General features: G+C 68.4%; 12 protein-coding genes. 8 read left to right on the forward strand and 4 right to left on the reverse strand.

Going from position 1 to position 12242, the window contains the following annotated elements:
• Positions 1 to 167: 167 nt before the first annotated feature.
• The 3 genes from CFB52_RS15990 to CFB52_RS16000 all read right to left on the reverse strand — a co-directional run bounded on the left by CFB52_RS15990 (position 168) and on the right by CFB52_RS16000 (position 2898).
• Positions 168 to 479 carry a high-potential iron-sulfur protein gene (locus CFB52_RS15990; protein ID WP_021163765.1) on the reverse strand — a complete coding sequence of 104 codons (312 nt, stop codon included), beginning with the start codon at positions 477 to 479 and terminating at the stop codon, positions 168 to 170.
• A gap of 168 nt (positions 480 to 647) precedes the next feature.
• On the reverse strand, positions 648 to 1757 hold the full coding sequence (locus CFB52_RS15995) for an NAD(P)/FAD-dependent oxidoreductase (protein WP_099316903.1): 1110 nt from the start codon (positions 1755 to 1757) through the stop codon (positions 648 to 650).
• 160 nt (positions 1758 to 1917) lie between these two features.
• Positions 1918 to 2898 carry an AAA family ATPase gene (locus CFB52_RS16000; protein ID WP_059584034.1) on the reverse strand — a complete coding sequence of 327 codons (981 nt, stop codon included), beginning with the start codon at positions 2896 to 2898 and terminating at the stop codon, positions 1918 to 1920.
• Between the two features lie 249 nt (positions 2899 to 3147).
• On the opposite strand from CFB52_RS16000, the gene CFB52_RS16005 reads away from it, so the two are divergent.
• The 8 genes from CFB52_RS16005 (at position 3148) to CFB52_RS16040 (ending at position 11236) form a co-directional block, all read left to right on the forward strand.
• Entirely contained in the window at positions 3148 to 3882 is a 735-nt protein-coding gene (locus CFB52_RS16005) for a nitroreductase (RefSeq protein ID WP_059584035.1), read from the forward strand.
• Between the two features lie 146 nt (positions 3883 to 4028).
• Positions 4029 to 4517 (forward strand): hypothetical protein, encoded by a 489-nt coding sequence (locus CFB52_RS16010; RefSeq protein ID WP_099316904.1) that lies wholly within the window; start codon positions 4029 to 4031, stop codon positions 4515 to 4517.
• A gap of 5 nt (positions 4518 to 4522) precedes the next feature.
• Positions 4523 to 5338 carry an endonuclease/exonuclease/phosphatase family protein gene (locus CFB52_RS16015; RefSeq protein WP_059642498.1) on the forward strand — a complete coding sequence of 272 codons (816 nt, stop codon included), beginning with the start codon at positions 4523 to 4525 and terminating at the stop codon, positions 5336 to 5338.
• A 316-nt stretch (positions 5339 to 5654) separates the two neighbouring features.
• Positions 5655 to 6425: a ferredoxin--NADP reductase gene (locus CFB52_RS16020; protein ID WP_059583944.1), complete on the forward strand. Its 771-nt coding sequence runs from the start codon at positions 5655 to 5657 to the stop codon at positions 6423 to 6425.
• A gap of 447 nt (positions 6426 to 6872) precedes the next feature.
• The gene (gene rqpS / locus CFB52_RS16025; RefSeq protein WP_099316905.1) at positions 6873 to 7688 is read left to right on the forward strand and encodes a quorum system sensor histidine kinase RqpS; all 816 of its coding nucleotides are present in this window, start codon (positions 6873 to 6875) and stop codon (positions 7686 to 7688) included.
• A 7-nt stretch (positions 7689 to 7695) separates the two neighbouring features.
• Entirely contained in the window at positions 7696 to 8352 is a 657-nt protein-coding gene (rqpR, locus tag CFB52_RS16030) for a response regulator transcription factor RqpR (protein WP_059583947.1), read from the forward strand.
• A 212-nt stretch (positions 8353 to 8564) separates the two neighbouring features.
• A complete protein-coding gene (locus CFB52_RS16035) occupies positions 8565 to 9971 on the forward strand; it encodes an amino acid permease (protein WP_059583949.1) in 1407 nt (468 codons plus the stop codon).
• Positions 9972 to 10210: 239 nt separating this feature from the next.
• A complete protein-coding gene (locus CFB52_RS16040) occupies positions 10211 to 11236 on the forward strand; it encodes an XdhC family protein (RefSeq protein WP_059642502.1) in 1026 nt (341 codons plus the stop codon).
• Between the two features lie 61 nt (positions 11237 to 11297).
• Here the strand turns inward: CFB52_RS16040 and CFB52_RS16045 are convergent, their stop codons facing one another.
• Complete coding sequence (locus CFB52_RS16045; RefSeq protein WP_099316906.1) at positions 11298 to 12032, reverse strand: PepSY-associated TM helix domain-containing protein; 735 nt, start codon at positions 12030 to 12032, stop codon at positions 11298 to 11300.
• Between the last annotated feature and the right edge of the window lie 210 nt (positions 12033 to 12242).

The raw sequence follows: 12242 nt of genomic DNA on the forward strand, positions 1-12242 counted from the left end.
GCCGTATCGGGCGGTTCGGCGCGCGGGGTGCCGCGGCGCGCTGGTGTGCAGCGAGTGTAGAAAGCGACGGAACCGTTTTCAAGCATTAAAAAAACGCCCGCCATCGAACGACGGCGGGCGTTTGTGGTTTTCGCCGCATTGCGGCATCGCACGATGCCGCACGGGCCTCAACCCATCTTCGAGAAGGCGCTGCACCAGCCCTTCGCCGACACCTGCTTGCCGGGGAATGCGCCGCACGGGCCCGAAGCCGAGCCCTTCTTGCCCTGGTACAGCATGCAGGCCGCGCAATCCTGGCCCGCGGCGTATTTCGGGTACTTCGTCTTGTCGACCTTCGTGGCATCGGCCTTGTAGCCGAGCGCCACCGCGGTCGGATCGGTTTCCGACAGCATCGGCGCATCGGCCAGTGCTTCGCGCGACAGCGCCAGCGCGGACACGGCACCAATGCTCGTGATCAGGAAACTCCGACGGGATGTTTTCATGGGGGACTCGCTCCAACGTTATCGGTTTGAAAGCCGTTCTGGCGACGGCGTCCAACAGAATAACGCTCAAGCGAATAAATGTGCGCGCCGAAATGCCGGAGATAAGGGATTTCACACGGGCTTCACACGCGCTTCACGCGGCCGGCCCGCGCGGCGGCGGGCCATGCGTCACACCCGCGACACCATGTCGCCCACGCGCTGCGCGAGCGCGAGCGACGCGGTCAGCCCCGGCGACTCGATGCCGAACAGGTTCACGAGCCCGCGCACGCCGTGCTGCGCGGCGCCCTGCACGATGAAGTCGGCCGGCGGCTCGCCGGGCCCCGCGAGCTTCGGCCGGATGCCCGCGTACGCGGGCTGCAGCGCATCGTCGGGCAGGCCCGGCCAGAACGCGCGGATCGACGCATAGAATGCCCCCGCGCGCGCCGGATCGACTTCGTAGCGCAGCGAATCGCACCACTCGACGTCCGGGCCGAAGCGCGCCTGCCCGCCGAGATCGAACGTCAGGTGCACGCCGAGCCCCGCGCGCTCGGGCATCGGGTAGATCAGGTGCGAGAACGGCGCACGGCCCGACAGGCTGAAATAATTGCCGCGCGCGAGATAGAGCGGCGGCACCCAGCGCGGATCGAGGCCGCGCGTACGGCGCGCGAGCGCCTGCGCGCCGAGCCCCGCGCTGTTGATCACGCACGCGGCGTCGATCTCGGCCGGCGCGGCGCCGCCGGTGCGCACGACGAAGCGCCCGCCGCGCAGCACGTCGATCGATTCGACCGGCGCGTGCAGCGCGCATACCGCGCCGTCGCGTTCCGCGTCGCCCAGCAGCGCGAGCATCAGTTGATGGCTGTCGACGATGCCGGTCGACGGCGAGAACAGCGCCTCGACGCATTCGAGCGCGGGCTCGAGCGTCTGCGCCTCGGCGCGCGTGAGCGGCAACAGGTCGAGCACGCCGTTTTCGGCCGCGCGCGCGGCGATCGCCTTCAACTGCTTCACCTGCGCGGCGCTCGTCGCGACGAGCAGCTTGCCGGTGCGCCGGTGCGGCACGTGATGCGTGTCGCAGAACTCGTACAGCAGGTCGCGCCCATGCACACACGACGTCGCCTTCAGCGACCCGCGCGGATAGTAGAGCCCCGCGTGAATCACCTCGCTGTTGCGCGAACTCGTGCCCGTGCCGATCGCGTCGGCCGCCTCGAGCACGATCGTTTCACGCCCGCGCGCGGCCAGTTCGCGTGCAATCGCCAGACCGACGACACCCGCGCCGATCACGACACAATCCGTCTGCTCCATGGCTTTTCGCGCTGCTCGCGCGTCGAAGGGAGAGAGGACGATTGTACGTCCCGGTTCGCCCGCTTGCCGAACGCCCGCGCATCGCGACGAGGCCGACGATGCGGGCGCGCGCGCCACGAACGCCACGCGCGCGCGCCGCGGCCGTGCGCGCCCGGCCGCGTCAGAAGCCGATCGGCCGGCGCTTCGCCGCGCCTTCGTCGGCGCGGATGTCGGCCGGCCCGATCGCATCGCGGCCGTCGAGCCGCGCGGCGCCGAACGCGTGCAGCAGCGCGCGGCGCATCGTGCGCGGCGGCGTCGCGGCCAGCACGTCGAGCGCATCGTCGCCGAGCGTCTCGGGGAAGCGCCGCCCCCACGCATGCGACGTGCGGATCTCGTCGTAGATCGTCTGCGCGATCCGGCGCGCGCCGGCCGCATCAGGCGGCGCGATCTCGTACACGTTCATCCGGTTGAGCAGCGGCTCCGGAATCGCCTGCGCGTCGTTCGCGGTCGCGATCCAGATCACGTTGCCCGCGTTGATCGGTACTTCCGCGAATTCGTCGACGAACGCGCGCGCGGTGTCGTGCTCGAGCAACGCGTACAGCGCGCCGAGCGGATCGTATTGCGCATCGCTGCCGGCCTTGTCGATCTCGTCGACGGCGATCACCGGGTTCGCGTAGCTGCCGTTCACGAGCGCATCGAACACCTTGCCGGGCTTCGCGTTCTTCCATTGCGACGACGCGCCCGACAGGATCCAGCCGGCCGTCAGAGAACTCATCGGCACGTAGTGATACGCGGTGCCGAGCAGCTGCGCGAGCGCCTTCGCGAAATGCGTCTTGCCGATCCCGGGCGGCCCGAGCAGCAGGATCGGCATCAGTTCGAGCCGGTCGTCCGTTTCGAGGCACAGCGCGATCTGCTTGCGCACGTCGTCGAGCGGCTCGCCGAAATTCGGCAACGCCTCGCCGAGCGCGTCGAACGACGGCATCCGGTTCGGCTTCACGCAGAAACGCAGATTCCCCGTCTTGAGCATCTTCTCGTAGGTCGAGCGCAGTGCGTCGCTCGCGCTCTCGTTCAGGTCGCCCAGCGCCGTCTCGACCTGCTCGAGGTCGTACACCGTGCTGAAGGACGCCACCGCCAGTTCATGTTTCACCATCGCCGTCGTCATACTCACCTCGCTGCACTTGCCGTCATACACGCATCAGACCCTTACGATTTCAGTGTAGCGATCCCGCATCGCCGCGCAAGCAAGCAGCCGGGCGCGCCTGCTGCTAACAGCGCGCGCACGCTGCACGGCCGCGCGCCGCGGCGTATCATCGAAAATTCACGACGCTCGCGCGGGGCTCGCCGATGGCGGCCGCGCGCCGCGCGCATGCCGCCCCGCACCTCGCCTGACACCTCGCCCGAAGGGTTGCCGATGTCCGTCCCCGCTTCCCCGCGCGTCGACGCCGACGCGCTCCGTTGCGTCGATGCGGTCGATGCCGTCGACGCCGCGCTCAAGTCGCGCCGCGCGGTCCGCGCGTTCCTGCCGACGCCCGTGCCGCGCGACACGATCGAGGCGATCCTCGAAGCCGCGAGCCGCGCGCCATCGGGCACCAACATCCAGCCGTGGCGCGTGTACGTCGCCACGGGCGCGACGCGCGATGCACTCGCGGCCGCGCTCACCGCGGCCTACGACGATCCCGCGCGCGACGAGAAATACGTCGCCGAATACGACTACTATCCGCGCGAATGGGTGTCGCCGTATCTCGACCGGCGCCGCAAGGTCGGCTGGGATCTGTACGGGCTGTTGAACATCCGCCGCGACGAGAAGGCGCGCATGCACGCGCAGCACGCGCGCAATTTCCGTTTCTTCGATGCGCCGGTCGCGCTGTTCTTCACGCTCGAGCGCATCATGGCGCAGGGCGCGTGGCTCGACTGCGGGATGTTCCTGCAGGGCGTGATGACGGCCGCGCGCGCCCGCGGCCTCGACACCTGCCCGCAGGCCGCGTTCGTGCCGTTTCACCGGATCGTCGCCGAACACCTCGGCATTCCCGCCAACGAGCAGTTCGTCTGCGGCATGGCGCTCGGCCATGCGGACCCCGACGCGATCGAGAACCGCCTCGTCACCGAGCGCGCGAGCGTCGCCGAGTTCACGCGCTTTTTCGCTTGAAAACGCATGACGCGGCCTCACTTGTCGGGCAGGACCGCATCGTGCTGCGAACCTGCCGCGGCACGTCCTGTCACATCACGGCCGAAATCGATCGGGCGTAAGATGTGCGTCCGTTCCCTGCTATCGCGCGTTTCCGGAGACGTTTCATGCTGAAACACGGCCTGGCCGTCCTGCTTGCGAGCATCGTGCTCGCCGCCCATGCGCAGAGCCCCGCGCCGGCCGTCGTCGCATGGGAAATCCAGGTGGTGCGCGACGGTCAGACGATCGACACGTTCCAGCAAAACACCACCGTGGGTCAGTCCCGCACCGATACCCATCGCTATCCGTCCTCCGTGCCGGTGGGCTGCGGCAATGCCGCGCGCGTCGTGCCGACCGAGCGCTCGCGCTCGGTGACGGTCGCCCCGCTCACCGTCGACGCCAGCGCGCACACCGTGTCGCTCGGGCTCGACGTGCAGGAAACGCTCGACGACGACAATGCGACGCATGGCGATGCGTGCGTGCCCGCGGCGCCGCGGCAGATCGTCGCGAGCCACCCCGGCCTGGCGGTCGGGGGCGATGCATGGACCGACTGGACGCTCGTCGAGCAGCATCCGCATCTCGTGTACCGCGTGCGTGCGCACGTCGCGAAGGATTGAGCGTCATGTCCGCCGACGCCCTGTCCCTGCCGTTCGCCGAGCCGCACGCCGCGCCCGATGAAATCACCGCCGTGAGCTGGAACTTGCACAAGGGCCGCTCGCCGCTCGGCTTCACCGCGTGGAACGCGATGCGCGACTGGATGCAGTCGATGCATGCCGACGTGTATTTCCTGCAGGAAGCGATGGCGCGCCGCATGCCGCGCCCGATGCTCGCCCCGGGCTTCGGCTCGCCGATGGACGACGCGGTCGACGACGTGTGGCATTGCCAGGCCACCGAGATCGCGCAGGCGCTCGACTGGCAGATCGCGCTCGGGCCGAACGTGTTCAAGCCGTCGTGGCGGCACGGCAACGCGATCCTGTCGCCGCATCCGCTCGACCTCGGCGGCCGCTGGGACATCTCCGCGCACCGCTTCGAGCGGCGCGGGCTGCTGGTCGCGCGCGCGACGCTCGCGGGCGCGCGCCCGGTCACGCTGCTGTGCGCGCACCTCGCGCTCACGCGCGCCGCGCGGCTGCGCCAGATGCACTGGATCGCGCACTGGATCGTGCGCAACGCGGGCGACGGCCCGTTGATGCTCGCCGGCGACTTCAACGACTGGCGCAACGATTCGGTCGCGCTGTTCGGCGAGATTGGGCTGTCCGAGGTCGCGACGCTGCTCGGTGAATCGGGCCGCACGTTCCCCGCGTTCTCGCCGGCGCTCGCGCTCGACAAGATGTTCGTGCGCGGCCTGACGCCGCTCGAATGGCGCGCGCCGTCCGGCGAAGCCGCCTGGCTGTCGGACCACCTGCCGTACATCGCGCGGCTGCGCCTCGATCCGCAGTAACGCGCCGGCGGCCGCGCGCTGCAGTCAAGGCGCCGCCCGAACGTGTCGGCCTCGGCGCGAAACGCATGGTCGAGCGCGGCCGATCGCCGAAAGCCCATTGAAAGGATGCGTTGCGCCAAATCCGCGCGGCCGCGCGGGTCAAGCCCGCATCTGCCCCAAGCAGGGTAAAATAACGAGTTCCTCAAACGTCTGTCATCGAGAAGGCGCGTGTCCGACGCGCCGGCCGGCCGATCCGCGATCGGGCCGACGCACTCGGTTTTTTGCCCGTTTTTGGGCCCGTTACACGCGTCCGCTACGCGCGTCCGTTTTCAAAGCCATGAGCAAATACGACACCGCCACCGTCCAATCCGTCCATCACTGGACCGACACGCTTTTCAGCTTCACCTGCACCCGCGAGCCGAGTCTGCGCTTCAACAACGGCGAATTCACGATGGTCGGCCTCGAAGTCGACGGCAAGCCGCTCGCGCGCGCCTACTCGATCGTCAGCCCGAACTACGAAGAGCATCTCGAATTCTTCAGCATCAAGGTGCAGAACGGCCCGCTGACGTCGCGCCTGCAGCACCTGAAGGTGGGCGACACGGTGCTGATCGGCAAGAAGCCGACGGGCACGCTGGTCGCCGACAACCTGCTGCCGGGCAAGACGCTGTGGATGCTGTCGACGGGCACGGGCCTCGCGCCGTTCATGTCGATCATCCGCGATCCGGACATCTACGACCGCTTCGACAAGGTGATCCTGACCCACACGTGCCGCCTGAAGGGCGAGCTCGCGTACATGGACTACATCAAGCACGACCTGCCGGGCCACGAGTACCTGGGCGACATCATCAAGGAAAAGCTCGTCTACTACCCGACGGTCACGCGCGAAGCGTTCGACAACGAAGGCCGGATCACCGACCTCATCGCGACGGGCAAGCTGTTCACGGATCTCGGCGTGCCCGCGTTCTCGCCGGAAAACGACCGCGTGATGCTGTGCGGCAGCACCGCGATGCTGAAGGACACGACCGAGCTGCTGAAGCAGGCCGGCCTCGTCGAAGGCAAGAACAGCGCGCCGGGCCACTACGTGATCGAGCGCGCGTTCGTGGATTGACCGATCCCTCAGGGCCGTTCCCGCCAATAACGGGAACAGGCCCTCATTGCGCGTCATCAAGAACCGGAGCAAAAGCTCCGGTTTTTTTTCGTCCCCACTTGGCGAATTCGTAACAAACTGGGACCATTCCATCTCAAATAGTTACATTTGGATACGTCATCGCCCGGTGGTCGGATGTCAGTGTTTTTCCTACAACACCTTCATTCCGATTATTCACATTTACCCTTAAATGTCCGCCCGACATGACGTTTTCAGTAGTTTTGAGATATTATTCGGCGCGCGTGGTTGCCGTTCGGAAGAGCATGGAAGGGTCGGATGCATGTGTTACAAGATGTAACTTTTGTTACCTCGGCATGGAGCGATTCTCTGGCGGCGACCGTCATCGAAACGGCAGCCAGCGCACGCAGCCAGCCGGTGTCTGAACCGCTTTCTGAGAGCAGGAGAGTCATGGATACGTCGCTTAACGCGCCCTCGGGCGCCCACGCCCCGTTCCCGTCACGGCAGCGCATGCCTGGCTGCGCTGCTACTCCGCCCATGGCCGACGCCGCGTCGAAACGCGACGCGTCCGCCGCACGGATCGCCGCCCTTTCCGCCCAGCTTCTGGCCGCCGACGAAGCGGCCCGCCGCCATCTGGCCGGCGAGCTGCACGACGGGCTCGGCGCCGAACTGACCGCCGCCCGCTTCGCACTCGCAAACGTTCAAACGTGGCTGCCGGCCGACGCGCCGGAAGGCTGCCTGCGCGCGCTGGCGCTGGCGCAGCAGGCGCTCGATGCCGCGACCGACGCGAATCGCCGGCTCATCGACGAACGCGATACGCCGGCGCTGGACGCAGGCGTGGTCGGCGCGCTGTCGTCGTGGATCGACACCCATGCGGCGCGCACGGGCCTGCGCACGAGCTTCGTGTGCGCGGCCGACGCGCGCCTGACGCAGATCGCCGGCGCCGGTGCGCTCGCGGTGTTCCGCGTCGCGCAGGAAGCGCTGTCGAACGTCGCGAAGCACGCCCGCGCGACGTCGGTCGACGTCCGGATCGTCACCGACGGCACCCATCTGTCGCTGAGTGTCACCGACGATGGGACCGGTTTCGCCCGGCGCCGCCGCAACGGCTACGGCCTCGCCGGCATGCGCGCGCGCTGCGAGGCGTTCGGCGGCAGCTTCGAGACGGCCACGCCGGCAACCGGCCGCGGCACGCGCGTCATCGCGCGCTTCGCGTGGAATTCGCTGCTCGCGGTGCCCGTCGCGGCACGTCGCACGTCGCTTTCGTGAGGCCGCGATGAGCCTGAACATCCTGCTCGTGGACGATCACGCGATCGTCCGGCAAGGGATCCGCCAGTTGCTGATCGACCGCGGCGTCGCGCGCGACGTGACCGAGGCCGAGAACGGCGGCGATGCGATGGCCGCCGTCGACAAGCAGGAATTCGACGTGATCCTGCTCGACATCTCGCTGCCCGACACGAACGGCATCGAGCTGCTCAAGCGCCTGAAGCGCAAGCTGTCGCGCACGCCGGTGCTGATGTTCTCGATGTACCGCGAGGACCAGTACGCGGTGCGCGCGCTGAAGGCAGGCGCGTCCGGCTACCTGTCGAAGACGGTGAACGCCGCGCAGATGATCGGCGCGATCCAGCAGGTCGCGGCCGGCCGCAAGTACGTGAGCCCCGCGATGGCCGAGGCGCTCGCCGAATACGTGTCGTTCGAGAACGAGCCGCTGCCGCACGAGAAGCTGTCCGACCGCGAATACCAGACGCTCTGCATGCTCGCGTCGGGCAAGCGGCTCACCGATATCGCGAACACGCTGTCGCTGTCGGTGAAGACGGTGAGCGTGTACCGGTCGCGGCTGCTCGAGAAGATGCGGCTGTCGAACAACGCGGAACTCACGTTCTACGTGATGAGCAACCAGCTCGTCGACATGGCGCCCACGGCCGGCGCCTGATCCCCCGGCCAGTTCGAATTCGTCCGATCCGGCGGCGCGGCGCATGCCGCGCCGCGCCTTGGCGCCCGTTGCGCACGCAAGCGCTTGTTTTCTCGGCCGATTCCGCGGCGCGCCGCTGCACCGCAGCAGGGCTTGCACGCCAAATCGGCTAAAATTACGGGTTTTCACTCAATCGGCGCGCCGTGCCCGCGCGTGCCGGCGATTCCTCCGCAATGTCTCTCTTCCGCAAGAAAAACGTCGATCGCATGATCGCCGGCGCGCAAGCCGCCGGGCTCAAGAAAGCGCTCGGCGCGATCGACCTCACCTTCCTCGGCATCGGCGCGATCATCGGCACCGGCATCTTCGTGCTGACGGGCACCGGCGCCGTCCAGGCCGGCCCCGCGCTGATGCTGTCGTTCGTGATCGCCGCGATCGCGTGCGGCCTCGCCGCGCTGTCGTACGCGGAGTTCGCGTCGACGATCCCCGTCGCCGGCTCGATCTACACGTATTCGTACGCGACGCTCGGCGAGCTGGTGGCGTGGATCATCGGCTGGGATCTGATGCTCGAGTACGGCCTCGCGTCGTCGGCCGTGTCGGTCGGCTGGTCGGGCTATCTGCAGTCGCTGCTGCAGGGCTTCGGGCTCACGCTGCCGGCCGTGCTGACGGCCGCGCCGGGCGCGGTGCCGGGCGTCACCACGTGGTTCAACCTGCCCGCGTTCCTCGTGATGATCGTGATCACGACGCTGCTGTCGATCGGCATCCGCGAATCGACCCGCATCAACAACATCATGGTGTTCATCAAGGTGTCGGTCGTGCTGCTCGTGATCGCGGTCGGCCTGTTCCACGTAACGCCCGCGAACTGGCAGCCGTTCATGCCGCACGGCTGGAACGGCGTGTTCGGCGCGGCGGCCGTGATGTTCTTCGCGTTCATCGGCTTCGACGCGGTGTCGTCGGCGGCCGAGGAAGTGAAGAACCCGAAGCGCGACCTGCCGATCGGCATCATCGCGTCGCTCGCGGTGTGCGCGGTGCTGTACGTGACGGTCGCCGCGGTCGCGACCGGCATCGTGCCGTCGGCCGAGTACGCGAACATCTCGCACCCGATCTCGTATGCGCTGCAGGTCGCCGGCGAGAAGTGGGTCGCGGGTTTCATCGATCTCGGCGCGGTGCTCGGCATGCTGACCGTGATCCTCGTGATGAGCTACGGCCAGACGCGCGTGATCTTCGCGATGTCGCGCGACGGGCTGCTGCCGGCCACGCTGTCGCGCGTGCATCCGCGCTTTGCGACGCCGTTCCTGACCACCTGGCTGGTCGGCCTGTTCTTCGGGCTGATCGCCGCGCTCGTGCCGCTCAACGTGCTCGCCGAGCTGATCAACATCGGCACGCTCGCGGCGTTCTCGATGGTGTCGATCGCCGTGCTCGTGCTGCGCCGCACGCACCCCGAGCTGCCGCGCGCGTTCCGCTGCCCGGGCGTGCCCGTGGTGCCGATCCTCGCGGTCGCGTCGTGCCTGTTCCTGATGCTGAATCTGCAGGCCGTCACGTGGGCCGCGTTCGCCATCTGGCTCGTGATCGGCCTCGTGATCTACTTCCTGTACTCGCGGCACCACTCGAAGCTCGCGCACGGCCACCCCGACGCGCACTGAGCGCCGTCATGGCGCGATGACGCCTCCCGCGCGGGGCCGCTGCCGGCCCCGCACGCCCCCTTCTCTCCCGCCCCCTCGGCGCCCGCGCGATCACTGTCCGATCGTCGCGAAATCTTGCCCGATCCTCCGGATTTGCCCGCGCGAGCCGCGCGCCGCCTGCACGCGCGCGCCGGGCGGTTCATAATCCCGCCATCGAACGACGGCGCCGCGCGGCGGGCCGTCCGGCAACAGGAAAAACGATGGAAAGCGTCGATCTCGATGTACTGAAATCCAGCGCGCGCTGGCTCGAAGAAGGGCGGCGCGTGCTGCTCGTGACGGTCGTGAAAACGTGGGGCTCGTCGCCGCGCCCCGAAGGCGCGATGCTCGCGGTGCGCGAGGACGGCCTCGTGGTCGGCTCCGTGTCCGGCGGATGCATCGAGGACGACCTGATCGCCCGCGTGCATGCGAGCGGCATCGCGGCCGATGCGCGCCCGGAAGCGCTCAAGTACGGCGTGACCGCCGAGGAAGCGCACCGCTTCGGGCTGCCGTGCGGCGGCACGATCCAGCTGGTGCTCGAACCGCTCACGCGCGACAGCGGGATCGCCGCGCTGTGCGCGCAGATCGAGGCCGGCCACCTCGTCACGCGCACGATGACGCTCGCGACCGGCCGCGCGTCGCTGTCGCCCGCGCAGGCGACCGACGGGCTCGCGTTCGACGGCGAACGGCTCGTGACGATCCACGGGCCGCGCTACCGGATGCTCGTGATCGGCGCCGGCCAGTTGTCGCGCTATCTGTGTCAGATCGCGGTCGGGCTCGACTACCAGGTGACGGTGTGCGATCCGCGCGACGAATACACGGATGCGTGGGACGTGCCGGGCACGCGCGTCGTGCACTCGATGCCCGACGACACGGTGCTCGACATGAAGCTCGATGCGCGTTCGGCCGTGATCGCGCTCACGCACGACCCGAAGCTCGACGATCTCGCGCTGATGGAGGCGCTGAAGACGCCCGCGTTCTACGTGGGCGCGCTCGGCTCGCGGCGCAACAACGCGGCGCGGCGCGAGCGGCTGCGCGAATTCGACCTGAGCGAAGCGGAACTGGCCCGGCTGCACGGGCCGGCCGGCATCTACATCGGCAGCCGGACGCCGCCGGAAATCGCGATCTCGATCCTGGCCGAGATCACCGCCGCGAAGAACAACGTGTCGCTGCCGACGATCCTGCAGGTCGAAGGCGCGAAGGCCGCGCGCGAAATCGCGGCGAACGGCGGCGCGGCCTGCGGCCTCTGACCCGCGGCGGCGGGCGGCCGTGCTCGCGCCGGGCGCCGGCGCCGGCCGGCGCGATCGTCGATCAGGTCAGGCCGGCAGCCAGCGCGGCGGCAACCGAACCGACCACCAGCACGACGCCGACCGTGCGGCGCTTGTTCAGCTCGGTCCACAGCAGCACGCCCGTCAGCGACAGCAGGATCAACGAACCTGCGATCGTATCCATCAGCAGCACCCAGCCGAGGTTCATCCCGACGCCGCGATGCAGGTTGTTCAGCGTCGTCAGGAACGTGTTGCCCGTGCGTTTCACCGACACGTAGCCGTTGCCGACCCAGTACTCGGCCTGCAGGTTCTGGTGCGGCCCGAACACGCCGAATTGCCAGTGCTCGGGCTGCATCACGCGCTTGTCGCCCCACGCGACGGCCTGCGCCGGCTCCTTGCGCATGCGGCCGGGCTTGCCGTCGAAATGCAGTTCCTGCTGCAGCCACTTCGTCATCGCGGCGGGCGTCTTCGGCACCGGATCCGGCAGCGCGACCTGCATCTCCTCGACCTGCGGCTCGCCGGTCGGAATCTTCAGCGGCGGCGCGCGGTGATTCAGCACCACGCCGGTCACCCCGAACAGCAGCCCGAGCACCGCGCCCCACAGCCCGACCCAGCCGTGCACCTTGCGCAGCCACTTGATGAAGGTCGCGCGGCGCGAGCGCTGGCGGCGCGCGGCCAGTTCGTCGTCGCTCAGCGGGCGGCCCGCCGGGTGCAGCATGGTGACGCCGGCGCGCGGCATGCCCGTCTTCGGCGGGTCGATCGTTTCGGGCGCGTTCACGCGAAAGGTTCCATTCGTTCAAAACAACGGGCGGCGCGCAGGAAGTGCGCACCGCCCGGGCAGCATGAAAATGAGAATGGATATCATTACATAAATCAAAAGCCGGCTCAATCCGTGCGCGTGCGGAACGGCGGGTTCCCTGCGCGCCGGAACGCGAAAGAAAGGTGTCCGTTGCAGCACGAAGCCAATCGATCGGCGCACGATGCCGGC

This window comes from Burkholderia sp. AU18528, from assembly GCF_002223215.2.
Classification (GTDB): Bacteria; Pseudomonadota; Gammaproteobacteria; order Burkholderiales; family Burkholderiaceae; genus Burkholderia; species Burkholderia semiarida.